Consider the following 26526-nt stretch of genomic DNA (forward strand, 5'->3'; position numbering starts at 1 on the left):
CTTAATTAGTATTACGTTTTATAAAAAATGTAATATTAAGAGGCAAGCAATATGAGTTACGTTGCACGCGAACTCAGCCAAACCAACAAAGTGTTATTTGGTCTAGGGTCATTTTTAATACCAATTTTGTTGTGGTGTGCTGTGAGTTACTTTCCATTTATTTGGCATCCACAAGTAAAGATTACAGATTCTGGCAGCGTGACCTATTTACAGGTCGATAGTCGAATTGCTAAAGATATTTTCTATACCGAAGCACAAAGTGCTTTAGACCAAGGCAACACACCGCCACAAGGTGTTCTTGTTAATCCTATCTATTTGCCAGCACCGCATGAAGTTGCTATTGCATTAGTAACCGCTTTTACAACACCACCCGTTCAAGCCAATGCGCCGTGGTTCCATGAAAGTCTTTGGCATAGTATTAAACTGGTGTTCACTGCATTTTTTATCTCATCGCTCATCGGTATACCTTTGGGGATTTTATGTGGTTTTTCTAAAACAATTTCTCAACTTACCGAACCATTTGTTGAATTTTTCCGTTATTTGCCTGCCCCTGCCTTTGGTGCTTTAGCTGTTGCTATATTAGGTATCAATGATGCACCAAAAATAGCCATCATTATCATCGGTACGCTATTTCAACAGATACTTATTATTGCCAATACCACTCGATTGGTCGATCGCAGTTTGATTGAAGCAGGTTTTACCCTTGGCACGAACAAAACCAAAAGCTTAATTCATGTGGTGATTCCTGCTGCTTTGCCTGAGATTTATCGAGATTTGAGAGTTTTGTTGGGTTGGGCGTGGACTTACTTGATCGTTGCTGAGTTGATTGGGAGCACATCAGGTATTACATGGTTTATCACCCAACAAGCGCGTTACCAAAATTTTGACAATGTTTATGCAGCCATCCTCATCATTGGTGTGATTGGTCTGATTTGTGATGTCATTTTAATGAAACTTGGACAGCAGCTTTTTAAATGGAAAGCAGGAGCACACTAATGTCAAATACCCATTTCAATGCTCGTGAATATTTTGATCATATCTATGAACGTGCTGTCATATTAGAAGCGAAACAACTCACGCAAAGCTTTAAACACGGTAAAACTGAACGAACTGTTTTAAATCAAATTGATTTAAAGATTCATAAACGTGAGTTTATTTGTGTGATCGGTCCTTCTGGCTGTGGTAAGTCAACGTTCAGTCGGATTGTTGCTGGACTTGATTCTTATTCAGGTGGAAAGATTCTGATTGATGGACAACCGATCATGGGTCCTAGTCCTGAGCGAGGTATGGTGTTTCAAGGATATACACTGTTTCCGTGGAAAACCGTCAAAGAAAACGTGATGTTCGGTCCAAAAATGAAGGGACAAAGTGATAGTACGGCTGAGGCTCAAGCACGAGAATGGATTAATATTATTGGCTTAGAAAAATATGAAAATCAGTATCCTCATCAACTCTCTGGTGGGATGAAACAGCGTGTTGCGATTGCTAGAGCATTAGTGAATGAACCCAAAATTCTATTGATGGATGAACCATTTGGCGCACTTGATCCACATACCCGCCAGAAGATGCAACGGCACTTGATGGATTTATGGCAAAATATTGATATCACAATTATTTTTGTCACTCATGATATGGATGAAGCGATCTTACTCGCTGACCGTATCGTCGCACTGAAAGCCAATCCTGGTGAAATAAAAGAAATTATCGAAGTAGATTTACCTCGCCCACGTCATCCAGATCAAATGCTTTGCCCTGAATTTAAAGCACTGCGTCAACGTGTGGATCAACTGGTTCATGCCGATGAAGATCAACTCGATCCAGCACTCGAGGATTTACCTTTAATTCCTCGTATGACTAAAGTAAGCGAAGATTGAAACGTCGATACGTCAAGAAAGTAAAAAATTTCAAAACCCACTTACAAGAGTGGGTTTTTTATATGGAAGTATTCATTGATATATCTGATAGATAAAAAAACTCCCTCATGAAAGGGAGATTTTTAAGAGCTAATGATTAAATTTAAAAGTATTATTACTCAATATATTAAAACTATTTCACCTCTTCAATAAGCGTTGGGAATATCACGCCATCAACATCCACTTTAGTGGTGTAGACTCCATTTTTAAAATTAAATTCGTTGACGTGATAACTTGAGCCATAGATAGAATCAAAGCTGTCGGATTTGGTAAATACCTTCTTATTTGCTTGCAGATCAAGTAAATGGGTTCCATCAATAAATTGAGCATATTGAGCAGCATCTAAACCGACTCGTTTTGCCATGATTGCTACAGCATCGTCTCGTGTTGCTGGATCATTGATATATTTAACAGTTTTATCCCATACCTGAATGATTTTTTTCCAATCTTCCTTATTTGCAGCAAGGTGTGTCATATTGACGGTCAAAGTATCATAAATCAGTCCTGGCTTATCTTTGGATGAATAGATAATTTTAGAACCTGCAACCGCTTTTAATGCTTGATTGGCTACAGGTTGCCAAACTGCAATTGCCGACACATCAGGACTTGCAAACACTTGAGGTAACTCATTCGTCATAGCATTGACTAAAGTGACCTCACTATTAGAAACTTTGGCATCATCTAAAGCTGTATTGAGTAAGTGATGATCAACCAATCCTTTCTCAACAGCGATTTTTTTACCTTTCAAACCAGCAATATTATTAATTCCACTTTTGGCAATAATGACATCATTTCCAGCAGAATAATCCGTTGCCAAAATCATGATGCCTTTGGTGCCTCCTGACGCGATCACCAAGTTATCACCATTGGATACAGAAACAGCATCGAGTTGATTGGCAGAAAATGCATTGATTGATGCGGAATAATCGAACCATTTGAATTCGACATTTACCCCCGCTTCTTTAAACCATCCCTTTTCAATTGCTACTTGCCATGCAACCCAACCCGGCCAATCACTGTATCCAATCGTGATTGGTTTAGTGTTGGTACTACCTTCAGTTTTTGCTTTAGACTCTGGAATTTTTGCTGTGTTGTCACAGCCCCCTAAAAAAATCGCTGTCAGCACAGATGCTGAAACCAGTGTTTTTTTGATCATCTTATGCTTGCTCCTATTGTGCTCTGATATTTAGAACTTTTCGTCTTTACGAATGTTTATGTACCTAAGTGTTTTGTGCGATTGGTGGCATGACGGCATCCATCAATTCCAAATGCCCTTTAATTACCCCTTTTAATGCAATGAACTGCTGACTGATGGCTTTCAAATCACTACTCACACCTTGCATCAACATGACTTGTAGAACCTTGTCATCATCCAATTGAATATGTAATGAACTGACAACCTGAGCTAAGTATTGTTGCTGCAAATCAACAAGTTGTGTACGAAGTGGTTTTAAACTCACGTCATATAACAATGTCAAAGTGCCAACCATAACTTCATCATTTTTAGCTAGATCATCGATTAAGTGCCGATTGATCATGTCCAAGATCGCTTGTGAACGACTTTCGTAGTGTTGATCTACAATTTTTTGATCAAGTGCATTCAATGTAGTTTCAGGCACAGTAATACTGATTCGAGCTAACTTTTGCTTGGCCACAGTCTTATCCCTTTACTTTGCTTACTTGGTGATTTTGTTTGAAATACAGACCTGCTCTTGCACTGAATAAATCGACTAAGAATTTCTTAATAGGGTGTTTTTCTACAGTGTTGGTTTTGGCTTCACTCATCTCGCAGCTCCTACAAAGGTATTACTAAAATTAGTTTTTGTATTACTTCTATTGAAATGCAGAATATGTGCCAATTTTTTAGTGATTTTTGATAGGTTCTAGGGGATGTAATGAATGTTTTTTGGGCGAAAAGAAAGCTACATGCACAGTGTTGGGGCTAAAATTTATTAGTAGATTATGCTCGTAATAAGTTCATATTTTTTTCTAATTAAAACTTTAAGGCATAGAGAAGCTCACTCATGTACCATCTAGATCATTATATGTTCTTACACCGCACATATATTTTATGCATTAATATGGTCTTAACTTTAATTTAATTATATTATTTTTCAAGTATTTTAAAAAAAGATAGCATAACATTTATTAAAAGTATAGGAATATGATCTATTGATTAATATGGACCTTATTAAAAACTATAAAATACATATAGATAGGTATGAAATTATAAAAGAATAGAGAAACCCATGAATTTCAGTATTACGATTAAATTATAAAGTAATACTGGTTATTTGCATTTTTTACACACGACTCAGGCTATAAAGTCAATATTTTAAAATACTTTTCAAGTTATAGTTACCATATTATCATAAGTCTAAAAGTTAAATCTTGTAGGAAAAAATCAAATGAATAAATTCAAAGTTATAACAGCACTCGTTACAAGCAGCATGGTTACATTTGCTATTGCTGCAACAACCCTGTCACCAAAGCAAAATAACCAAAGTGGTATTATTCCTAGTGGTTATGATGATCTTATATTTAGTGTTTCTAATGGTAATTGGGTAAAAACTCTTTATTTACCAGATACTGCAAAAGAAGGTGCCCTGTTAACTCTTAGTTCGACAGCAGGCTATGACAGTGAATTTGATTTAAGCAATATAAGAATCAACAAAACAGGCTATCTTCCGCTAAAAACCGGTGACACATATCAATTTAAATTTCATAATGGCAAGTGGGAGTTTTACGTATCTGAATCAAATAGTCTAAACCCACAAAAAAATGGAAATACAATCCCAGAATTTCAAGAATCTCTAGCGAAATATACAATCGATGATACTGCTTGGACTGATATTGTTCACTTGCCACAAACAGCTAAAGATCGTCAGCTCATTGTTATTGAATCAAAAGCTTTAAAAGCAACAAAAATTGATTCACAATATGCATTATTCCCTAGTACATTAACTTTGCATAAAGACGACTTATATATATTCCAATACAATCAAAAATTAAATAAGTGGATTCCTTTTTCTGTACCTACTCGCATATTAAATGTTCAAGGTGACTCAGCGACATTCAATCAAAAACTACAAAACTTAACAGCGCCAAAAACAGAAGTTCGTTTTGCTGATGGATCATGGATTCCTTCATTGAAATTACCAAAATCTGCGAATGATAGAGATCGTCTGATTATTAGTTCCTCAGCAACTTGGCAATCTACTATTGAAAATGAAAATACAAATACCACTGCTACAATGAAATTGAACTCAGGTGATCGATATGAGTTTATTTATATTGCAGATAAGGCTCAATGGATTTTAATTTCTTCTCCTAAAACAGTATTAACCGCACAAAAAGCAGCTCAAGGCTTTACATTGAAGACCCCTATTGTTGAAATCATAGCTAATAATGCTGAATGGGTACCAACGATTAACTTACCAAATACAGCCCAGTCTGGAGATAAAGTAATTTTATCCAATTCTGCTGACACAGCATTTACGATCACAGGTAATAATATAGCGGCAACGCTAAACAAAGGAGATAAGATTCGTTTTGTATTCAAAAATAATGTATGGAATCTTGACAGCCATCAAATTGATTTATTGATCGTCAATAGCCCTGTTTTAAATGAAAAACTTGGCGCAACCGCTGCAAAGATCAGAGCGCGCGAGGCTCTACGATTGACGAATGAAGCTTTACAAAACTCCCAAGCCAAGGCTTATTTTAGAGAAGTCGGTTATTTAGATTATCGCATTTCAGGCACAACTTTAGGTGATGCGATAAACGCAGGTCGATCAGACAGTATTGTGCAAGCGGAAAGAACCCGTACAGGCGCTGATGCAGTTTATGTCTTTACAGATCATACTGGTTGTGGTTTAGCTTGGAGAAATACGACCCCAAATAAATACAATATGATTGGTTCTGAAAACTATGAATGTGGTATCACAGCTATGCGGCATGAGTTGGGACACAACATGGGAATTGGTCACGGGCAGTCAGAAAGAACTTCTGGTTACCATTGGGGTTTTACCCACCCATTAGGCAGTACAGTCATGGCTGGTAATAATATTGGTCTTTACTCCAGTCCTGATCATTATAGTCCAGAATATGGTGTTCGTTTAGGAGAAGCCGAAAAACATGATGGGTTAAGAATAATTAATGAAAATGCAGAAACAGTTTCTAAGTTCTTAGTCGCGGTTAAATAAATATGAAAAAACAGACATATATTGTTATTTCTGTAATGTTATTGATTGCTCTTTTGGTTTGGCTGATGCCAAACCAAAAGAAAGTCCAAGATAAAGCGGAAACGAATACTGTTAGTAAAGAAATCGAGCTTAAAGATCTATCACAACAAGTAACTTCCCTCCATTACACAGAAGCTGAGGTGCTAGAGAGGGTTCAACAAAGTACCGCTAGACGCAAACTTATAAATTTGGATGAAAATAAATTACGTCAAGGCATCTCAGAAAAAGAGATGTTTTATACAAGTAATGTAAATACAGTAACTAAACATAATCCGATAGAACTTAGCGAAGAACAAAAAAATGATGGTCGTATCTTTTTAGCTAATAATATTTATACGCTAGAGGGAAAAACTATTGGTGACCGAGTTGGATTTACTGTTCCAGCATATGGATTAAAACGAGAAGCAATTATTGAAAAAATTGATGTAGATCCAAATGATGATATTGTAAGTTGGTCTGGATATTTAGAAGGTGGCGATAAAAATAATGAAACGTTCTATATCACTCAAACTGTTAAAGATAATTTCACCATAGGAACTATTAATTCTGAAGGCCGAACATATGCAATGCTGATGAAAAATGGATATGGATGGATAAATAACGTAGAAAACGAATCTGCTGCAATATTAGCAGGAGAAAATCACCATGATCATTAGGTTGAGTATGTAGTTTTATGTATTAACTCCAAGAGAAAAGACCGCCTAAGCGGTCTTTTCTGTAAATATTAGGCTACAGGCGCTAAAGTAAATAAAACCTGCCCTGTTTTAACAGTTTGTCCTTTTTCAATGGTAATGCTTTCAACCTTCATCCTTTCAGGTGCAACAATCGGAATTTCGATTTTCATGGCTTCGATGACCGCTAGCGTTGCTCCTTCCTCGACGATATCACCAGATTGACATTCAATTTTCCAAATCGAACCCGGCATATGTGATTCAACGGCACAACCACCATCAGGAATGATGACGGTTTCACCCTCATCAACAGCATCTAAACTCTCTGAGACATATTCCGCAAGCCCAGCCTCATGCCAACGACGACGCTCAGCATCAAAGTTCGCTTGTTGAGTTGCTTTAAAACTTGAAATGGTTTCAGCATTGTCTGATAAGAATTGATTATATTCTTTGAGGTTTAAAACACCTTCCTCAACTCTAAGTTTGAGTCGTCCTGCTTTAAAATCCTCACGCATTTGCATGAGTTCTGTTTCAGAAACTTCATAAAATTTAATCTGATCAAAGAAGCGTAACAACCACGGTTTACCTTGCTCAAAGTCGGCATTTTTACGATAGCGAGACCACATTTGCGTCGTTCTACCCACAAACTGATAGCCACCCGGTCCTTCCATCCCATAAACACACATATAAGCACCGCCGATTCCGACAGCATTTTCAGGTGTCCAAGTTCGTGCAGGATTATATTTGGTCGTTACGAGTCGTTGACGTGGATCAAGCGGTGTTGCAACTGGTGCACCTAGATATACATCACCTAAGCCCATCACCAAATAATTTGCGTTATACACCACGTCTTTTACAGCTTGTTTATCTTTCAGACCATTAATGCGACGGATAAATTCGATATTGTCTGGACACCACGGTGCATCAGGACGCACCGTTTGCATATAACGATCAGTTGCCAACTGCGTTTGTGAATCTTCCCAAGCCAAAGGTAAATACACAGTACGTGAAGGAACTTGCATTTCAGTCACATCTGGCAATTCTGTTTCGGCTTGTTTGAGTAGGTTTAATAGATTCTGTTGATCCAGTTTGAGTGAATCATAATGAATTTGAAGTGAACGTATTCCCGGTGTTAAATCAATGATACCTTTGATGTTTTGATCTTTAACCCACTGCATTAATGCATGTATGCGGAATCGCAAATTAAGGTCTAAAACCAATTCACCATACTCAACCAACATATAGTTATTACCAGCGGGGCGATACACTACATTTGGCGTATGATCTTGACCATCTAAACGATCTAATACGGCATCATTTAAACTATCAAACTCAGCATAAAAGCTTTGACCAAATTGCACAGCATTAAGATGCTCTGTACTGAGCATATGATGATATGTTTGATTTAATTGGGTTGCTTGTTCATATCGAATAGGAACAAATTTAACTTTGTCTCCTGCTTTTAATTGACCTAATTTCCAAAGTTCAGAATGAACAACGACCGCTGGACAAACAAAACCACCAAGACTCGGACCATCAGGACCTAAAATGATCGGCATGTCTCCAGTAAAGTCGATTGCTCCAATAGCATAGGCATTGTCATGAATATTGGAAGGATGTAAACCAGCTTCGCCACCGTCTTCACGCGCCCATTCAGGCTTTGGTCCGATCAATCGAATTCCTGTACGACTTGAGTTGAAATGTACTTCGAAGGAATGTTCAAAGAAGGCATCAATATCTTGTTTGGTGAAAAAATCAGGCGCACCATGCGGACCATACATCACTGCAATTTCCCAACTGTTTGAAAATGTCGGGACTTGTTCTGCATTTAAACTTGTTTGTTGATCTGAACTAAACGAAGTGACTGGCAACATATCACCAATTAACAAATTACGTCCTGCGTGACCACCAAATTGACCTAAGGTAAAAGTCGCTTGTGAACCCAAGTATTCAGGAACATTCAAACCACCTTTGATGCCAATATACGTTCTACATCCTGTGATGATTTTACCGCATTTAAGGATTTGCCCTTTCTTGACATTCATCGTTTGCCACATTGGAATGTGTACACCATCTAAGGTTGACGGCATGTCACCACCTGCAAGCACGATTTGGCTATCACAGTGAAACTTTAGTGTAGGTCCATGCAAGGTACATTCTAGACCTGCACTATTAGATGCATTACCAAGTAGTTGGTTTGCCACGTTTAAAGATAAAGGGTCAATTGCTCCAGACGGTGGTACACCTACATCCCAGTAACCTAAACGCCCAGTGATATCTTGTATGGAAGTTTGAATACCAGCGTGCAATACCTCGATTTTTTGAGTTTTCCACTCAAAAGTATTCAGGAAACGAGTGGTTTGAGTACCAGCTTTAAACACTTCACAATCAATAATATTCTGTAAATATTCAAGATTGGTTTCGATACCTGCCACCTGAGTTTTGGCTAAGCTATGATTCATTGCTTGAATAGCCGCATCTCGATCATTTGCCGTGACGATAATTTTAGCAATCATAGGATCGTAAAATGATGAAACAGTCGAGCCAGTTTCTACCCATGTTTCATTACGTGCTTGATCATCAAATTCAACAAAGGTCAGTAAACCTGCACTCGGTTGGAAGTTTTTGATCGGGTCTTCAGCATACAAACGAACTTGTATCGAATGCCCTACTGATTTCAAAGATTGTGTTGGAGCTGTCCAGTCGCCACTCGCAAGTGTGACCATCCATTCAACCAAATCCACGCCGTATACTTGTTCTGTGACACCATGTTCAACTTGTAAACGGGTATTTACTTCCAAAAAGTAAAAATCTTGCGTGTCCGTATCCATCACAAATTCAACAGTACCCGCTGAACGATAATTCACGGATTGCATGAGTTGAATCGCAACAGTCTGAATATATGAACGTTGTTGATCATTTAAATGCGGTGCTGGGGTTTCCTCAATAACTTTTTGATTGCGACGTTGAACAGAACAATCTCGCTCACCTAAAGCTAAAACTTGTCCTTGACCATCACCAAATATTTGCACCTCGATGTGGCGAGCATTCTGTACGAATTTCTCCAAATACAGTCCTGCATCTTTAAAGTTTGCCTGAGCAAGATAAGAAACTGTTGCGAAAGCATCTTTAAGTTCTTCAGCATTCCATACCAAGCGCATGCCGATACCACCACCACCTGCGGTACTTTTTAGCATTACAGGATAACCAATGCGCTCTGCTTCAACCAATGCCTCTGCTTCATCAGCCAAAAGTTGGCTACCCGGCAATAGCGGAACATTTGCTTCGATTGCAAGTTCTCGAGCGGTATGTTTCAAGCCAAATGCACGCATTTGAGCTGAGTTTGGGCCTATAAATGCAATTCCTTGTGATTCACACAGATCACAAAATTCAGCATTTTCAGATAGAAAACCGTAACCTGGATGGATGGCATTCGCACCTGTTTGTTTGGCGACTTCTAAAATTTTGTCAACATTGAGATAACTTTGACTCGCGGGTGCATCACCGATATAAATCGCTTCATCTGCTAAGGTCACATGCAATGAATCTCGGTCTGCCTCAGAGTACACAGCAACGGATTGAATACCTAGTTTTTTTAGTGTTCGAATAACACGACATGCAATCGCTCCACGATTGGCGATTAAAACTTTATCAAACATAGACTAAGCCTCCTCACCATCACGAATCACTAATTGGATCGGTGTCGGGTTATAGGCATTACATGGATTATTCAGTTGCGGGCAATTAGAGATCAGCACGATTAAATCCATTTCTGCTTTGATCTCGACAAATTTACCCGGTGCAGAAATACCATCATCAAATTTCAAATGTCCATCAGATGTAACTGGAACATTCATAAAGAAATTGATATTTGGACCAATGTGACGCACATTCAAATTGTGCTTTTTCGCGATTGGATGTTTGGCTAAGGCATACATGAAATTGTTGCGACAACTATGCATAGGATAAGTCTCATGTGCATAGCGCACAGTATTACTTTCGCAAGAACATGCGCCACCCAACGTGTCATGACGACCACAGTTATCATCATGAATGACTGCAATTAACCGTCCAAAGTTACTGTATAAAGATGTGCCTTTTTCTAAATAAATATATTGATTCATGGCAAGCGTATCTGTAGCGCTATAACGCTCTTCAGGATTTTCTGCTGAGATAAACAACGTATCAACAGCTTGGTTGCCCTCTAAATCGATAATCCGAAAGTATTGCCCTTTTTTGACTTCGCACATCCATGCTTCACCTGCAGGACAAACTTCACTTAATATTGCTTTTTCAAAAGTATGTAAACTCGTCATGATGCTTCTCCTATAGCTTAATATGCTGAACTCAATGCGTAGTAACGTGCGTTGTTTTGAAAAGCACGCTGATTTTGTGGACAGGCATCACGACAAATATCGTGGTTGGCTAAAGAGTTGGCTTTATACAAAGACAATTGAATATCGCTTGGTTGATAGAGCGAACTGTTATCTAAACCATGTGGGGCAGCAGAAAGGAAAACCAAACAATCCATTTCAAAACGTAATTCAATGATTTGGCTGGTATTGTCTGATTGGGTATAGCTTAGAGCACCTTGATCATTGGGACTCACTTTTGAGAAAAGGTTTACGGTTGCACTTAAATCAGTTTGTGACAGTGAAAATTTCGCCATCTCTACCAATAAGCCATCGACACCGTTTTGGTACATTTCATTTCGTGCATCTTGAAAACGACGTTGACCAAATTGTTTGGTGATTTGCTCAGGACGACTCGCCCCACAGAACGTATCATTCCAACCATGGTCATCTTTAACGATCGAAGCCATGACACGCCCTAAATCTGAATATAAAACATTACCCGTCGTTAAAAATGCAGTATGTTGTCCTTTTAAGGTGTCTGGCATGTTGTAGCGTTCAAGTTTATCTTCAGCATTCACACAAAACAGTGAAACATTGGCGTTTGAAGCTAACGCTTTGAATTGTAAAACTGTCCCTTTCTGAACTCGTCCAGACCAATGATGGCCACCCGGTAGTTTTTCAGTCCAAAGGATCTGGTTGTTATGATATTCGCTCATTCGCATGACCTCTTTTAAGGTTTAAGTCCAACCTCCCGGGCTTTTATCCCTCCGTGTAGTTCTTGCGAACCGTGAACTCTCGGTCTCAGTCATAGCCAACTTTGAGGAGTCGTCTATCGGAACCCTAGATCACTTTATGATGGGATTAATTAAGCAAATGGCGTGCCAGTTTAGTAATACGATTTTTGTATTTCGTCATACTTTTTTTGGCTTAAAACAAGGCATTTTTATTTTTATGCACTGTGATCAGTCAAAATCAGTGCACTAGTGTTTATTTCTGAGGCTTTACTGGAAAACATAAAAAGGGCTTTATTTCCTTCAGCACAAACATACTTTGCATTTCTTTGATTCCGGGCAATCTTCGAATGGTCGTCATTGAAAATTCAGCATAGGTATCGAGATCTGGTGATACGACTTGCAACAAAAAGTCTGCATCGCCTCCAATGCTATAACATGCAACGACATAATCTAAAGCAGTGACTTCTTCTTCAAATTTCTTTGCTTCTTTTTCACTATGACTATCTATTGATACACGTACAAACACCATCACACCTAAGCCAAGTTTTTTGCGATCAAGTAAAACGCCGTATCCTTTGATGACTTTGGTGTCTTCTAAATGTTTGACTCTTCGCCAACATGGCGAGGTTGAGAGACCTAACTGTTCAGATAAATCAGCATTTGTGGTTCTTGAGTCTTTTTGCAACAACTCTAAAATTCTTGCATCAGTTTTATCAATTTTTAAATTAGGCATAATATTTCTATTAAAGTTAAATATAGGGTTATTTATACCCTATTTTTGATATTTAATAGAATATATAGATCAAATTTACCTGTGAATTTATTAAAAAATAGAGATCCAATTTCATTTGGTTTTAATTGACATGGAACATCTCACACAAACAATGACCTACGTTTTAACTTTAGGATTAGCTGCGATACTCCCTGGACCAGGCATGACTGGTCTTATGTTTAAGACTTTAGTGCAGGGATATAAGAATGGACTGATGATGCTATTTGGCCTCATCACGGGAGATATCACTTTTTTATTGGTTTCAATTTTTGTTTTTTCTTCACTTCATCATTTCAGTCCACATTTGGCTTTTTATTTGATACTACTATCAAGTTCATACCTACTTTACTTAGCTTATAAGTTTTGGTTTTTTAAAGGTAATCTATTGGAAAATGAAGCACCTGAAAATCTCAAAAACACGCTTTTTTCCTTTAAAGATGGGCTGTTAATTACTTTGAGTAATCCTAAAACTATTTCATTTTATCTTGCGATTGTACCTGCTATCTTCGGCGCGCAGTCATTGCAAAAGCAAAGCTGGTTTTTAGTGTCTATTACCATCTTCACGCTTGCCATCATTGGCGGACTTTATGTCTTTTTTTCGTGGAAGCTAAAGAAAGTACTCAGTGATATAAAAGTACAAACCATTTTATTAAGAACACTATCTCTCATGATGGGTATATTGGCTTTGGGAATGTTTTATAGAGAATTTAACATTCAATATTTAGCATAAGCCATTGATTCACAAACCCCTAAATTATATTTTACTTTAGAGCTTTGTGAATCAAATAAAAGATGAACTCAAATCTTACTTTTTCTTTTTGGTGAACAAATTCAATGCTTGCGCATAATGTGATGGTACTACACGCTGAATTAGATCTAAAATTTTTGCATCATTGCCAATTAAAACTCGGCGCTGATCTTTTTTAACCGCATTTAAAATTACTTTTGCAGCTTCTTCAGGTGGGGTTTTGAGTACCTTGTTAAAAGCTTTACTGGCCTTTGCAGGATTCAATCCTAAGGCCCGAATACTATCACTCATGCGTGCGCTATTCGCGATATTGGTGCGTATCCCCCCTGGATGGACACAAGTTGCACTTACGCCGTTGGCTTGTAAGTCCAGTTCTTGACGAAGTGATTCGGTAAAACCACGCACTGCAAATTTAGTCGCATTGTATGCACTTTGCGTAGGTTGGGCGGTTAAGCCAAATAGACTAGAAATGTTGATAATATGCCCTTCACCACTTTGCTTTAAATAGGGTAAAAATGCTTTGGTACCATGTACAACACCCCAAAAATTAATATCAAATACCCACTCCATTTCCTCATAACTCATTCCTTCAACCGTGCTTGCCAATGCCACGCCTGCATTATTAAAAATGAGGTTAATTTTTCCATGTTCTTGAGCGGTATTCGCAGCCCATTCCTCTACAGCAGTGCGATCAATCACATTTAAGGTGCTAAGCGTGACTTTAACTGGATAGGATTTAACAAGCTCCAATGTTTCAGCTAAGCCTTGCTCGTTGACATCACTTAGGGCTAAATGTGCACCTTGTTGTGCCAATAAAATAGCAAGTTGTTGGCCGATTCCAGAACCCGCACCTGTAATCGCGGCAACTTTTTGATTAAAATTTTTCATAGCATGGCTCTTTGTTTAGTTGATGTCTAATTGATAAAAATGGATTGCGTTTTGTCTAAAAATTGCTTGCAAAGCTTCAGAACCATAAGGCTCAATCATTTTGATATAAGCCTGTATTAAGTCAGTTAAACGCGCATTAGGTTTATCCATTGGGTAATTCGAAGCGAACATAATTCGATCTGTACCAAAAACACGAATCGCATGCTGTATCAATGGGGTCAATAATTGAACCATTTCATCTACAGTCGCGGTGCGATTTTCTTTATAAAATGTATGTCCCAATACAGGCATCATGAGACCTGATATTTTCACACTTACATTCGGCTGCTCCGCTAAAGTACTCAGGTCGTTTTGCCATTGCTGAAATATTGCATCACGTTGCGCAGCAGTTTTCCCAGTCTTCTTACCCACTGCGCCAAATAGCCCAGCAGGTGTTGCAAGATGATCCACTACAATGCGTGTTTCTGGAAATTGCTTGGCTAAGGCAGTGATCTCATTTAATTGAGTTGAATAGCCCCAAGCATCGAAGGACAAATCCATTTTGGCGAGTTGCTCAAATCCTTTTAAGAATTTCTTAGACTGATATAAATGAGGTGTTTTAGACCAGCGATAGATGCCGTCATCTTCATGCCAAGAAGACATCTTTCGAATTCCTCTAAACAAAGGACTTGCATCTCGATGAGCTTTTAAAATATCGGCGAATTTGCGGCTACTTGGATCCGCCGTGGCAACAATTGCTGTAAGCTTTAAATCATGTTTAGAAAAATCTAAATGGCTTAACCAGCTCGTTTCTTCAACAACGCCAAAACCTTTATGATGATGCCAATTGGCTTCAACATGCACCACACTCTCTACATTCAAACCGCCTAAGTCTTGATGGTAATGCATCGGTAAATAAGGATTTAAGATGTGTTCAGTCTTTCCGAGCGTATCTAATAATGGCTTGGGCTTAACCAGACGAATCACCTTATCCATAAGCGCTGGATATTTCCCCAAGGTTTTGACTAATAGCGCGGCTGAATGTGGTGTGTGATAAGGGTCCCATTGGTGTATGTGTGGATCGATAATTGCGAAATCTAAGGGATTCATTTTTCTACTCTATTGATTATATATAAACGCATCTTTGTATTTATTCATCCATTAATAGCTTCGGTTATTAGATGATGACCATCTCTATCTTATTCTGCGAGCTTACAAACAATTTAGATATGCATGAAATGATTTTTTCTAATGTAAAAATATGAATTATATTCATAATCTAAAGCAATACACTTTTTTATAAATTCCTTTTGTTTATCTCAAAAGGAAATACCAGCAGATGTAAATAAAGATCAAAGGAGGTTAGCTAAAAACGCAATGCATAGTTGAAGTGTCAACAGACTCTAAATATTTATATCATTCTTATTTCTTTAAATTTTTTGTTCAAATGTGCTAGATATTTAAAAACACTGGACTGCTCAATGAATATCATCTTGCAGTCCAGTGTCGTGTATTGACGTTCCTAGCTTACTATCACTGATTTCGCACGAGCAGCATGCAATTTCTTATAGCTTTCAATCAAACGCAAATGACGATCGAGCCCTTCAAGTTTCATGCTGGTCGGCGTTAAACCATAGAAACGAACAGTGCCTTCGACAGAACCCACTACAGCATCCATACGTTCATCACCGAACATACGACGGAAGTTCTTGTCGTAATCTTCCAATTCCATCTCATCATCGAGAATGACTTCTAGCACGACATTCATGCATTGATAGAACAAGCCACGCTCAACTGTGTTGGTATTGTATTGCAAGAACGTTTCGACCAGTTCTTTGGCTTCTTCAAATTGCTGCAATGCAAGATTGATTAATAATTTTAATTCGAGCAGTGTGAGCTGTCCCCACACAGTATTGTCATCGAATTCAACCCCGATCAGCGTAGTGATCTCAGTATAATCATCCAATTCACATTCTTCTAAACGTTCAAGCAATGCTTCAAGTTGCTCATCGTCTAAGCGATGCAAGTTCAAAATATCTTCACGGAACAATAAAGCTTTGTTGGTGTTATCCCAAACCAAATCTTCAACCAAATAAATTTCTGAATAATCTGGTACGAGGATACGACAAGCTGTTGCACCGAGATGCTCATAGACAGCCATGTAGGCTTCTTTGCCCATTTCTTCAAGAATACCAAACAGTTCTGCGGCTTCATCTGCATTTGAGTTTTTACCATCATTGGTAAAATCCCACTCGACGAAATCATAGTCTGATTTGGCACTAAAGAAACGCCAAGAGACTAAACCACTTGAATCAATAAAGTGTTCCACAAAATTATTTGGTTCGGTCACTGCTTCACTTTGGAAGGTTGGTTGTGGCAAGTCATTCAAGCCTTCAAAACTACGACCTTGCAATAACTCAGTCAGACTACGTTCCAAAGCGACTTCAAAGCTTGGATGTGCACCAAACGAAGCAAACACACCACCTGTACGAGGGTTCATCAAAGTGACACACATCACAGGGAATTGACCGCCTAAAGAAGCGTCTTTAACCAATACTGGAAAACCTTGCTCTTCTAAGCCTTGGATACCTGCGACGATGCTTGGATATTTCGCTAAAACGTCTTCAGGTACGTCAGGTAATGTGATTTCCCCTTCTAAGATTTCACGTTTTACAGCACGTTCAAAGATTTCAGATAAACATTGTACTTGCGCTTCTTCTAAAGTATTCCCCGCGCTCATACCGTTACTTAGATATAGATTTTCAATTAGATTCGATGGGAAATAGACTGTCTCACCATCAGATTGACGCACAAATGGAAGTGAACAGATACCACGTTCGATGTTACCTGAGTTGGTATCATACAAATGCGTACCCAGTAACTCATCGTCAGGGTTATAAACTTCTAGACAGTATTCATCTAAAATTTCTTTCGGCAATTCGCCATTTGGACCTGGTTTAAACCATTTCTCATCTGGATAGTGAACAAATTCAGCGTTGGCAATTTCTTCACCCCAAAACTGATCGTTATAGAAAAAGTTACAGTTTAAACGCTCAATGAACTCACCGAGTGCTGAAGCCAATGCACTTTCTTTGGTTGAACCCTTACCATTGGTAAAACACATTGGAGATTGGGCATCACGGATATGCAGTGACCAAACATTTGGTACAATATTACGCCATGACGCAATTTCAATCTTCATCCCTAAGCCTGCCAAAATGCTCGACATATTGGCAATGGTTTCTTCTAATGGCAGATCCTTACCTGCGATATAGGTCGTATTTTCCGATGCTAAGCTTGGCATAAGCAATGCCTGTGCATCGGCATCGATACTTTCGACTTCTTCAATAATAAATTCTGGGCCAGTTTGTATGACCTTCTTCACCGTACAACGGTCGATTGAGCGCAAGATGCCTTGACGATCTTTTTCTGAAATATCAGCCGGTAATTCAACCTGAATTTTAAAAATTTGTTTGTAGCGGTTTTCTGGATCAACAATATTGTTTTGCGATAAACGAATATTATCCGTCGGAATATCACGTGCGGCACAATACACTTTTACGAAATAAGCTGCACAGAGCGCCGATGATGCTAAAAAATAATCAAATGGACCTGGCGCAGAACCATCACCTTTGTAGCGGATCGGTTGATCTGCAATTACGGTAAAGTCATCGAACTTGGCTTCTTGACGAAGATTGTCGAGATAATTAACTTTGATTTCCATGCAGACACCTAAACTTTCTTATGTGTCACTAGCAACACACAACACTTAAAATATTGAATAGATAAGTCGAATCACAAATAAGAAATTGACTTAAAAAGAGTGGCTAGAGTCATGCGATCAGCGTATCGAACATGAACTTTAGTCATAATGGACGCTATTATAGAAGTATTTTATCTAATTGATAACTTTTGTCGGTTTTTCTAATGGATTTAAATGGATTGGCTTAAAAAAACGCCATATTGAAACATGTTAAATTGAAAATGACTGTTCAATAAAAATATTTCACAGTCATTTTGATTGAGTGTCAAATTCTTCCCACTTCAAGATATGGAATGAGTGTTTGATCAAAGTTAGGACGCGGATCACCTTGAAAGCTAATAAAACCGTGCATTCCTGTCAATCGTTCCCCTTTATAAAACTGATTCAGTTGAAAGCGCGGATCTTTATGCGATAAGGTAAAACTAACAGCACCAACACCGAGTTGCTTAGAACGATGATAGGCGTCTTTTAACATCTGATGATGCAAAGCGAGAGCCTCTGGGTGACACAATAAAGTATGTAGCACATGGTATTTCACTGCTTCGCCCCGTTTGGGCAAAGGCATACTTTTACTGAACTTGGTGTAAAGGTTATATATCGGTCTGAGTACACCAATCATTGGACTGTAATGTAATATTTTGGTTTGTTTTAGGCTGTGTTGATCCCATAACCCAAACATGCCAACCAGTTTTTCACCCTTAAAATACAGAAGAAAGTCCGATAGTTTTATGCCAGAAAAATAGCAATCTCCTTCAGCTAACTCTTCGAAATTATAAGCAGGGATAAAATTATAGTGAACAGACATCTCAGCAATAAAGTGATTCATCGCCTGTATATGTTCTGGCATGGCTATGCAAGATTGAATCTGCGTCATGTCCGTATTATATGGGTTTGAATCATTCAAGAAAGTCGTAATTTTTCTGGGTGAGCCCAAATCTGTTAATGTTAAAGTTTCAATGAGTCCTTCATCATAATAATCAGGCATACCTGTTTTAGGGGTTTGTATTGCTGCCCGAGCTGCGTGATTATCATCAAAAATGATCATCTGACTAAAATTCGGTGCATGCATATTATCTTTTACATGAACACCCAGCACTTTTACTAAGGATTTGCCGCGATAGCGATGATCAACGCGCAAATCACTGGCATATCTAAAGTTCTGTATTTCACGATTGACATAGCATGGGCGATGACCATTGCTATAACATGCTACTTTTTTCTGACTCGCACTGTCTTCAATCACAACATGTAATTTATGTTTATACAGAATATCTGAGGCTTTAAAATAGCTTGGTTCACGTTGAAAACTGATTTGAACGCCTTTTGTTGTCATTGGAACAGCGATTAATGCTCTCAATGCTTGGTCATCGTCTAATGTTGCTTCTCTTGTAATGAGATGACTTTTTTCAGGCTGTTGTAATGATGGGTTTATATTCATTGTTGATTCACCTGTTCGGGATATTGATTTGATACCAGCTGGTTTAGCTCACCCATTTGATCCAATAACTGATAAACAAATACAATCTCATCTTGCTCATTGACGATTTTCTGAGTCTGAACGTCTAACAGCTTTTGCTCGGTATTGAGTAAGTCAAAAGTTGTCTTGGTTCCTATTTCAAATTCTTTACGTGTATAGAGCAACGCTATTTCTGCTGCATCGATTGCATTTTTGAGCGCATTTTTATTTTGACGTATGCTTAAAAGTTGCGCATAGGTTGTTTGTGCACGTTGATTCAGATCCAATTCAAGAGTTCTGATCTTTTGATTGGCCAAGTCCACATCTGTTCGTGCTTTTCGTATATTGGCGCGATTCAATCCGTCATCATATAACGGTACATTTAACTGTACGCCCACCATATAATTATTGCTTTCTGACCCTATATAGCTCGCTTCTTCTTGTTTTCCAGCGCGACTCGTCAACATCACTGTTGGCCATAGCTCACGCTTTGTTAAGGCGAATTGTTGCTCTGCCGCTTGCTTTTGATATTTGGCTTGGATCAATGCTGGATGATTCTTGGTTTTTGACAGGATGTCATCTAAATCATTTGATAGATTTGGGATTTGAGTGATGGCAACCAATTGATCAGCTCGAACACCTGTCACTTGATAAAATTGCGCTTCGCTAATGCTGAGGCTCGATTGTGCTTGAGTCACATCTGCTTGCCCTTGAGCGACCTGCGCCAAGACTTGAGCCAAATCAGCACGAGTAATCATGCCAACATCAAAGCGCCGTTGAGACTCATAAAGTGATCTTTGTAGATTAGAAAGAGTTTTTTTTCTAAGGGCTAAAATTGATTGCTTTTTGAGTACATCGGTATAGACCATCACCGTATTTAAAATCGTTTCTGATCGTTGATCGGAGAATGCATGTGTCTGTGCGGAAAGTTGACTTTTAGCCGCATCTACCCCCAGACGATGACGACCTGATGTATAAATCGGATAGTCCATCTGTAATTGTAAACTACGACCATGTCTATTTCCCTCTGTTGGAAATAAAACGGTCGTGGGTGTCTCTATTTTTTCATAGTCTAACTGCCCAACCAGATTGACTTTTAACCCATCTCTTTGTTTGGCCTGTTCCAGCATGGCGCTAGACTGATTCACACTTAAACGACTTAACTCCAGTTGGCTTTCATGTTTTAAACTCGCACTCAAGGCTTGATCTAAAGTCATTCCATTGACTGCCTCCGACAAGAATAAAACACTGACATACATCAAGGAATGAAATTTACACATTTTCTTTTTTAGCCATTGCACCCTACATCCTCCATGTCTCATAGCTGTTCCAAACTATTCAAGCTCACTTTCTTGAGAGGTTCTGGCTTAATATTCCCTTCAATGATGCCATCGAACATCACCAACTTTTTATAGGCATTCCAACCATTTTTTGCCTGTCGAATCTGAGGTTGATCCAACTGTCCTAAATTCCGTGCCAATTCATAATGAAAATTTTGACGCAAGATATTGTCGATATAGTCATGATCAACGGTGTGATGAATATCGCCTTCAAACAATACACAATAAAACGGTTTAACGTGCTGCTGCGTATCAATCGCGAGTAACGAAATCGCTTTAGAATCCGTTTGATTTAAATGAGATAAAAGCTGTTGTGCTGTTTCAGGTGCTAACTTTTCTCCCACAAGATCGACACCAAAACGACGTCCTTGAAACTCAAAACACGGAATTTGATCCAAGAAACCAGTCACAATTAAACAGTCATCCAAACAATATCTGAGTAAACCATTACCTGAGCTAATGATTGGACTCACAACATCACCAAGTTTCAATGCCCAAGATGGGATAATCTGCCCTTGTTTTTCGCCTTCTAGATATTCAAATTCATAAAAATGACTTTGATACGCAAGTGGATACTGATCAGCATAAGGAATCGTGACAACACCTTCGGTTGCCCACAAACCTTTGCCTTCAAACTGTACCTCAGGCAGTCTTTGTCGTAATTGAGCCGCCCAAGCTTTTGAGCCTGCTGTATCCCAACTGGAAACTAAACTGAGTTTTGGCCATAAGGCTTTAAAATCAATTTTCTCGCCATCGGAGCATTGAATTAAACGCTCAGCACTTTCTGGACTATGTGGTGCGTCGACTTGTTGCAAAGAAAGCTGACGAGCCCCCCAAGAACCACTGTAAAGAACCTCGGCGACTTCTTGCTGCATCGCTTCCAAACGATCTAACAACTGTATAGCAAAAGTTGGGCTCCACACTGAAATCATGGCTAAATTACGATTAGCAACCAAATAACAAATCGTGGCAAACAAGGCATCATCTGCGTTTGCTGCAAAGGCGATATTACTGGGAACAGCTTGGGTGAATTTGGATAAGATCCGTTTTCCAATCCCAAGTAACGCACTATCATCATTTAAGTTTTTGTCTTTTAAAACTTCACGTTGGCTTTCAGGCAACCATGAAACTGACCAATAATGAGTGCCCGATTGTAATTGCGGGCATTTACGGTACATGCTAGCTAACCAAGGCGTGATGGCATGATCAAGTTCATCTAAGAATGCTTGGGTATAAGGAATAAATTTGATTTGTTCACTCGAACCGCTGGTCGGTTGAAAACGGATCAATTTACTACTTGAAAGCAAAGACTTTTCTTCTCGATATTGCTGAATATCTTCTCGCCATGCGCTATAACGTGTTGCAGGAAAAGACGCGACGAATTGTTCATAATCGTTGACGTCTTTTTGTTTTGCTAGAGTAGATGACTGCAAAATAGCACTTAAAATTTGGCGTTGTGTCGCTTCTAGATCATTAAAACCTTTCTTAAATTTTTGATCTGCGATATCACACCATTGTTTTAAAATAAAATGCGATCCAGACGTTAGCCATTCTTGATATCTCATTTTCTGGCTCCTCGTTGGTGAATTTGCTTGGTTATAATGGCTTCATATCGCCCTTTACTAATTGGTTTAGCGATGAGCTTTGCCGGAAAACGAGCAATATCTTTCCAAGCCAAACGTCCAATACACGGTAACTCCGTTCCTACTGTCCAAGTTGGATTGAGTTGCTCAAAAAACTCAATTTTAGGATTTTTTATTCTCATCTCATCCGTAATTGGTGCGACTTCTCCTTTTAATGGTTGATAGTCATTGCCAAAGTTTAATAAGCCAACTTCTTTGTCATAATATTCACCAAAGAAATTTTCGCAGTAATGTTCAACGACTGCAGAAAGATGCTGATTTTCTTCTTTTATATTTGGATAATAAGCATAATAATTGTTTGCAAGCAGCAAGTAGGTTTTATAACCTTTCGAAATTAATAACCAATAAAACTCATTAAAAGGATACTTAACTCTTAACTTCACCATGAGCTTTAACATTGTGCTTTGTAGTGTACGCGCTCCCCAATATTCTCTTAAGATGACTGTGTCACCACTAAATAAAACCGTGTAATCCTTACCTTCAAAATAGAAATGTTGAACAGCAACCGTTGAAAATCCCACAATTTCATTGCGATCTTTATTGAAGATTAATATTGCACCACTTTTCTTTTTGAAATCCTCAACAAAGACTGAAAATTTAGTATTTTCATAATATTGTTCATAAATTGAAAACATGGTTTTCAACATATCCGTATCAATTTTCTCTTTCTCAATGTATTGGCCATAAGTGGTTTCTTTATTGTTTAACTTAGAAATCAGCTTATATGTTGTCTTAATCATAGATCTAACCTTTAAATTCATACATAAGTATTCTTGTCCCCAAGACATCTCGATACTTATATAACTATTATTTTTATTTAAAGGGCATATATTGATATACACCTTTCCAGTTTTTTAATTGATTAAAAAACTTACCCTCAAATATGATTTTTACATATTCATTTTCTTCCCCCTATCCATAAAAAATGTGAGAAAAGCAGCAATAAACATAATAATCGACAGCATACGCAGTAAATCATTAAAACTTGATGTCAGTGCTTGATAATGAATATCTCGATAAATAATACTGAGTGCGATTTGCTGAGCATTTGAACCTACTTCTTGATATTGCGCTGTAAGTTGTTCAAGTCGTTCTACAAAAATCCAATTCTGTGGCGTCATATATTGATTTATCTCTGTGACGTGAATCGCCGTAAGCCAATCTAGTGAAGAGTTGATTAAAGCAAGTCCTACTGCTCCACCAATATTGCGCATCAAATTATAGATACCGCTGGCGTCCGCAACTTTACTCATCGGCAAGGTACTCATGGCTAAGTGCGACACCACAATCAAACAAATCATTAAGCCAATACCACGATAGATTTGCGGCCAAAACATAAAGTCATAATCACTATGGATACTTAAATGCGAATTTAACCAAACACCAAACCCAGCCAAGATCATGCCCACAAAGACCGTTTTTCTAGTGTCAAAATTTGGAATCAGCCATGCAAGGAATGGTGCGAAACAGAACATGACTACGCCTGTTACCATCATAATGTGACCGATTTGACTACTGTTCATTTCCCGAACTTGCCCAAGAAAAACAGGAATCATATAACCCAAACCATACAGCGCCATGCCAATAACAAAGGTGATGATCGCACTCAAGGTAAAATTTTTATTTTTAAAAACACTCAAATCCAATAAGGGTTTTTCTTGGGTAAAGCTCCGATAAAAGAACGTAATACCGCCTAAAATGCAGATAATAAATGCCATGCGCACTCCACTATCCACTAACCAATCATGTCGAGCGCCTTCATCTAAAAAGTATTCCAATCCACCCAAGAACATTGCCATCGCAATGAGACCAATCCAGTCCATTGTTTTCAGCAAAGAATGATCGGCACGATCAATATCAGGGCCAGAGAAAATAATGGTTGCGATAATGATGCCTGGAATAATATTGATCAGAAACATCCAGTGCCATGAGAAACTATTGGTGAGCCACCCACCCACAGTCGGCCCAATAGCTGGTCCTAAAGTACTGATCATGCCAAAAAGCACCAGTGGCAAAGTACGTCTCGCTTCAGGAAATAATATAAATAAAGCGGTCATGGAAGTCGGAATCATACCGCCGCCCATAAAGCCTTGAATTGCACGAAATACCAATAAACTTTCTAAGTTCCATGCCATCGCACACAAAAGCGAACTGATCGTAAATCCAACTGCGCAAATCGTGTAATAAATTCGTGTCGATAACACTCGCGCAATAATACTGGACATCGGAATAGCGATGATTTCAGCAATCAAGTACACCGTTTGAACCCATGTCACCTCATAGCGACTGGCACTCATACCTGCTTGAACTTCATTCAGAGAACTTGCAACGATTTGAATATCCAAAATCGCCATAAAATTGCCGAAAATCATGGCAATAAAAATCACCCACGCGACTTTAGTAGGGAACTTCCAGTCCTCATCTAAACGCTTATCCATGTTTAGCACCTAAAATCGTGATGATTAAGTTCTTAAATCTACGGTTGCTTTGACAGACATACCAGGTTTGATCAGATCGATATGAGCGTTGGAGTCAATCGCAATACGCACGGGTATTCGCTGAACGACCTTATTAAAATTGCCTGTTGCATTATCTGGTGGCATCAGTGAGAACGTTGCACCTGATGCAGGTGAAAAACTTTCGATTTTTCCGGTATAGGTTAAACTTGGATAAGCATCTATTTTTAATTTAACTTCCTGCCCAATATGCATTTTTTCTATTTGCGTTTCTTTGAAGTTGGCCTGAACATATAAACTATTTTCTGGAATAATCGCCATTAATCTTGTTTGCGGACCAACACGAGAACCTTTTTGTATCGCTAAACTCCCCACTTTACCTGAAACGGGGCTAGTCACTTTTGCAGATGCTAAATCAATTTGAAAAAGATCCAAGCTTGCTTTTGCATTTTGGATATCTGCCAAAAGTTGTGCTCGACCCGCTTGTAGGCTCCCGAGCTGCGCTTCTGCTGAATTGACGGTTGCTAGTGCTTTGTTTAATTGCGCTTGAGCAGAAAGATATTGGGATTGAATACTGTCAAAGTTTTGACGCGTAATCACGCCATCTTTCAATAAGTCTTGGTAACGGGCATAATCTTTTTTCAAACGAGATAAATCCGCCTGTACCGCAAGCACGCCGCTATTTGCTTCATTAATGGTCGATTTTGCAGACCTTTCATTTTGTTGCTGCACAATAAGCGCAGCTTCTTTTAATGTCACCAAAGATTGAGCTTGATCATAACGTGCCTGATAATCACGCTGGTCTAATATGGCTAGGGTTTCACCTTGTTTAACAAACTGATTGTCATTTATGACTAATTCAACAACTTCACCCGAAATTTTCGGCATGACCCATGTCACATCGGCTTGGATATAAGCATTATCTGTAGATTGATAAAATCGAAAAACAAAAAAGTAGTACATTACCCCAATCAATAAAAATAGCGAAAGTAGTGAAAAAACGATCCAAGTGACTTTTTGCTTTTTTTGGACCTTCGTATCCGTCCCCACCTCTACACGAGCTATGGTATCCATATTTTATTCCACATGTTGTAATATAAATTCTTCTATTTCGATTTATAGATTTCTATAACTTTCACTTATTCAAGCCAAATAAATAGTTACAAATATCGAATTGGCGCAAATTATCATGCTCGATGTAATTTAGTGTCATTGACCACAATTAAGATACAGTTGTGCACTTAAGCCAATTACTTTTGCTAAAAACAATATTAAACGATAATCATTACCATTTTATTATTGGCAATTTTACCACCCTTAAAAACGACATATCTATCTGTTAATAATAACTATTAATCCTAATAATATTTTTTTACATTGTTTAAAATCATGCTATATGCGGCTATTTGTCCTCGCATGGAGATCAAACTGCAATCATTTTCATTAGTTGTAAAAATGTAACCAAGCATCAAAAATGAATGCTCAGTCTAAAAGTGACATATTAAAATTTTATGAATTTGTCGTAGAGTAGACAAATTCCAATAGAAAAATGCATCGTATTAAT

21 protein-coding genes and 1 riboswitch are annotated in these 26526 nt (G+C 38.3%); of the genes, 5 read left to right on the top strand and 16 right to left on the bottom strand.

What is annotated here, in order from left to right:
- Positions 1–51 precede the first annotated feature (51 nt).
- Together EAH57_RS06870 and EAH57_RS06875 are read left to right on the top strand one after the other, a co-directional pair.
- Entirely contained in the window at positions 52–996 is a 945-nt protein-coding gene (locus EAH57_RS06870) for an ABC transporter permease (RefSeq protein ID WP_121929391.1), read from the top strand.
- Entirely contained in the window at positions 996–1874 is an 879-nt protein-coding gene (locus EAH57_RS06875; RefSeq protein WP_121929392.1) for an ABC transporter ATP-binding protein, read from the top strand. The genes EAH57_RS06870 and EAH57_RS06875 overlap by 1 nt, the downstream gene beginning before the upstream one ends.
- 172 nt (positions 1875–2046) lie before the next feature.
- Here the strand turns inward: EAH57_RS06875 and EAH57_RS06880 are convergent, their stop codons facing one another.
- The 3 genes from EAH57_RS06880 to EAH57_RS16205 all read right to left on the bottom strand — a co-directional run bounded on the left by EAH57_RS06880 (position 2047) and on the right by EAH57_RS16205 (position 3698).
- The gene (locus tag EAH57_RS06880; RefSeq protein WP_121929393.1) at positions 2047–3069 is read right to left on the bottom strand and encodes an ABC transporter substrate-binding protein; all 1023 of its coding nucleotides are present in this window, start codon (positions 3067–3069) and stop codon (positions 2047–2049) included.
- 64 nt (positions 3070–3133) lie between these two features.
- The gene (locus EAH57_RS06885; RefSeq protein ID WP_121929394.1) at positions 3134–3568 is read right to left on the bottom strand and encodes a CopG family ribbon-helix-helix protein; all 435 of its coding nucleotides are present in this window, start codon (positions 3566–3568) and stop codon (positions 3134–3136) included.
- 4 nt (positions 3569–3572) lie between these two features.
- Positions 3573–3698 carry a hypothetical protein gene (locus tag EAH57_RS16205; protein ID WP_004639188.1) on the bottom strand — a complete coding sequence of 42 codons (126 nt, stop codon included), beginning with the start codon at positions 3696–3698 and terminating at the stop codon, positions 3573–3575.
- A 623-nt stretch (positions 3699–4321) separates the two neighbouring features.
- Here EAH57_RS16205 and cpaA point away from each other — a divergent pair.
- Both cpaA and cpaB read left to right on the top strand, forming a co-directional pair.
- The gene (gene cpaA, locus EAH57_RS06890; protein ID WP_121929395.1) at positions 4322–6118 is read left to right on the top strand and encodes a metalloendopeptidase CpaA; all 1797 of its coding nucleotides are present in this window, start codon (positions 4322–4324) and stop codon (positions 6116–6118) included.
- A 2-nt stretch (positions 6119–6120) separates the two neighbouring features.
- Positions 6121–6813, top strand: coding sequence for a metalloprotease secretion chaperone CpaB (gene cpaB / locus EAH57_RS06895; RefSeq protein WP_121929396.1), 693 nt, complete (start codon positions 6121–6123; stop codon positions 6811–6813).
- Between the two features lie 68 nt (positions 6814–6881).
- Here the strand turns inward: cpaB and uca are convergent, their stop codons facing one another.
- The 4 genes from uca to EAH57_RS06915 all read right to left on the bottom strand — a co-directional run bounded on the left by uca (position 6882) and on the right by EAH57_RS06915 (position 12650).
- A complete protein-coding gene (gene uca / locus EAH57_RS06900; RefSeq protein WP_121929397.1) occupies positions 6882–10487 on the bottom strand; it encodes an urea carboxylase in 3606 nt (1201 codons plus the stop codon).
- Between the two features lie 3 nt (positions 10488–10490).
- Entirely contained in the window at positions 10491–11144 is a 654-nt protein-coding gene (locus EAH57_RS06905) for an urea amidolyase associated protein UAAP2 (protein ID WP_121929398.1), read from the bottom strand.
- Positions 11145–11161: 17 nt separating this feature from the next.
- Positions 11162–11905, bottom strand: a complete 744-nt coding sequence (locus EAH57_RS06910) for an urea amidolyase associated protein UAAP1 (protein WP_171407396.1) — start codon at positions 11903–11905, stop codon at positions 11162–11164.
- A gap of 24 nt (positions 11906–11929) precedes the next feature.
- A riboswitch (guanidine-I (ykkC/yxkD leader) is annotated at positions 11930–12038 on the bottom strand.
- A 132-nt stretch (positions 12039–12170) separates the two neighbouring features.
- Positions 12171–12650: an Lrp/AsnC family transcriptional regulator gene (locus EAH57_RS06915; RefSeq protein WP_121929400.1), complete on the bottom strand. Its 480-nt coding sequence runs from the start codon at positions 12648–12650 to the stop codon at positions 12171–12173.
- A 130-nt stretch (positions 12651–12780) separates the two neighbouring features.
- Between EAH57_RS06915 and EAH57_RS06920 the strand changes: the two genes are divergently transcribed.
- Positions 12781–13419, top strand: a complete 639-nt coding sequence (locus EAH57_RS06920; RefSeq protein WP_121929401.1) for a LysE family translocator — start codon at positions 12781–12783, stop codon at positions 13417–13419.
- A gap of 75 nt (positions 13420–13494) precedes the next feature.
- On the opposite strand, the gene EAH57_RS06925 is transcribed toward EAH57_RS06920, so the two are convergent.
- The 9 genes from EAH57_RS06925 to EAH57_RS06965 all read right to left on the bottom strand — a co-directional run bounded on the left by EAH57_RS06925 (position 13495) and on the right by EAH57_RS06965 (position 26036).
- On the bottom strand, positions 13495–14325 hold the full coding sequence (locus EAH57_RS06925) for an SDR family NAD(P)-dependent oxidoreductase (RefSeq protein ID WP_121929402.1): 831 nt from the start codon (positions 14323–14325) through the stop codon (positions 13495–13497).
- Between the two features lie 15 nt (positions 14326–14340).
- Complete coding sequence (locus EAH57_RS06930) at positions 14341–15414, bottom strand: amidohydrolase family protein (protein ID WP_121929403.1); 1074 nt, start codon at positions 15412–15414, stop codon at positions 14341–14343.
- Between the two features lie 412 nt (positions 15415–15826).
- A complete protein-coding gene (locus tag EAH57_RS06935; RefSeq protein ID WP_121929404.1) occupies positions 15827–18028 on the bottom strand; it encodes an OsmC domain/YcaO domain-containing protein in 2202 nt (733 codons plus the stop codon).
- A gap of 304 nt (positions 18029–18332) precedes the next feature.
- On the bottom strand, positions 18333–19505 hold the full coding sequence (locus tag EAH57_RS06940) for a hypothetical protein (protein ID WP_121929405.1): 1173 nt from the start codon (positions 19503–19505) through the stop codon (positions 18333–18335).
- Entirely contained in the window at positions 19502–20803 is a 1302-nt protein-coding gene (locus EAH57_RS06945; protein WP_416240488.1) for a TolC family protein, read from the bottom strand. Before EAH57_RS06945 ends, EAH57_RS06940 begins: the two co-directional genes overlap by 4 nt.
- Before the next feature lie 38 nt (positions 20804–20841).
- A complete protein-coding gene (locus tag EAH57_RS06950) occupies positions 20842–22428 on the bottom strand; it encodes a GH3 family domain-containing protein (RefSeq protein WP_121929407.1) in 1587 nt (528 codons plus the stop codon).
- Positions 22425–23246: a hypothetical protein gene (locus EAH57_RS06955; protein WP_121929408.1), complete on the bottom strand. Its 822-nt coding sequence runs from the start codon at positions 23244–23246 to the stop codon at positions 22425–22427. The genes EAH57_RS06950 and EAH57_RS06955 overlap by 4 nt, the downstream gene beginning before the upstream one ends.
- Positions 23247–23396: 150 nt before the next feature.
- Positions 23397–24944 (bottom strand): DHA2 family efflux MFS transporter permease subunit, encoded by a 1548-nt coding sequence (locus tag EAH57_RS06960; protein ID WP_121929409.1) that lies wholly within the window; start codon positions 24942–24944, stop codon positions 23397–23399.
- Positions 24945–24968: 24 nt separating this feature from the next.
- Positions 24969–26036, bottom strand: a complete 1068-nt coding sequence (locus EAH57_RS06965) for an HlyD family secretion protein (RefSeq protein WP_121929410.1) — start codon at positions 26034–26036, stop codon at positions 24969–24971.
- Positions 26037–26526: the final 490 nt, after the last annotated feature.

Origin of the sequence: Acinetobacter sp. 2JN-4, assembly GCF_003687745.1 — a bacterium.
GTDB lineage: Bacteria > Pseudomonadota > Gammaproteobacteria > Pseudomonadales > Moraxellaceae > Acinetobacter > Acinetobacter halotolerans.

Bases quoted from the DNA above. Each gene is read 5' to 3' on its own strand.
- EAH57_RS06870 (WP_121929391.1), top strand. From the start codon at position 52: ATGAGTTACGTTGCACGCGAACTCAGCCAAACCAACAAAGTGTTATTT.
- EAH57_RS06875 (WP_121929392.1), top strand. From the start codon at position 996: ATGTCAAATACCCATTTCAATGCTCGTGAATATTTTGATCATATCTAT.
- EAH57_RS06880 (WP_121929393.1), bottom strand. From the start codon at position 3,069: ATGATCAAAAAAACACTGGTTTCAGCATCTGTGCTGACAGCGATTTTT.
- EAH57_RS16205 (WP_004639188.1), bottom strand. From the start codon at position 3,698: ATGAGTGAAGCCAAAACCAACACTGTAGAAAAACACCCTATTAAGAAA.
- cpaA (WP_121929395.1), top strand. From the start codon at position 4,322: ATGAATAAATTCAAAGTTATAACAGCACTCGTTACAAGCAGCATGGTT.
- cpaB (WP_121929396.1), top strand. From the start codon at position 6,121: ATGAAAAAACAGACATATATTGTTATTTCTGTAATGTTATTGATTGCT.
- uca (WP_121929397.1), bottom strand. From the start codon at position 10,487: ATGTTTGATAAAGTTTTAATCGCCAATCGTGGAGCGATTGCATGTCGT.
- EAH57_RS06905 (WP_121929398.1), bottom strand. From the start codon at position 11,144: ATGACGAGTTTACATACTTTTGAAAAAGCAATATTAAGTGAAGTTTGT.
- EAH57_RS06910 (WP_171407396.1), bottom strand. From the start codon at position 11,905: ATGCGAATGAGCGAATATCATAACAACCAGATCCTTTGGACTGAAAAA.
- EAH57_RS06915 (WP_121929400.1), bottom strand. From the start codon at position 12,650: ATGCCTAATTTAAAAATTGATAAAACTGATGCAAGAATTTTAGAGTTG.
- EAH57_RS06920 (WP_121929401.1), top strand. From the start codon at position 12,781: ATGGAACATCTCACACAAACAATGACCTACGTTTTAACTTTAGGATTA.
- EAH57_RS06925 (WP_121929402.1), bottom strand. From the start codon at position 14,325: ATGAAAAATTTTAATCAAAAAGTTGCCGCGATTACAGGTGCGGGTTCT.
- EAH57_RS06930 (WP_121929403.1), bottom strand. From the start codon at position 15,414: ATGAATCCCTTAGATTTCGCAATTATCGATCCACACATACACCAATGG.
- EAH57_RS06935 (WP_121929404.1), bottom strand. From the start codon at position 18,028: ATGGAAATCAAAGTTAATTATCTCGACAATCTTCGTCAAGAAGCCAAG.
- EAH57_RS06940 (WP_121929405.1), bottom strand. From the start codon at position 19,505: ATGAATATAAACCCATCATTACAACAGCCTGAAAAAAGTCATCTCATT.
- EAH57_RS06945 (WP_416240488.1), bottom strand. From the start codon at position 20,803: ATGTGTAAATTTCATTCCTTGATGTATGTCAGTGTTTTATTCTTGTCG.
- EAH57_RS06950 (WP_121929407.1), bottom strand. From the start codon at position 22,428: ATGAGATATCAAGAATGGCTAACGTCTGGATCGCATTTTATTTTAAAA.
- EAH57_RS06955 (WP_121929408.1), bottom strand. From the start codon at position 23,246: ATGATTAAGACAACATATAAGCTGATTTCTAAGTTAAACAATAAAGAA.
- EAH57_RS06960 (WP_121929409.1), bottom strand. From the start codon at position 24,944: ATGGATAAGCGTTTAGATGAGGACTGGAAGTTCCCTACTAAAGTCGCG.
- EAH57_RS06965 (WP_121929410.1), bottom strand. From the start codon at position 26,036: ATGGATACCATAGCTCGTGTAGAGGTGGGGACGGATACGAAGGTCCAA.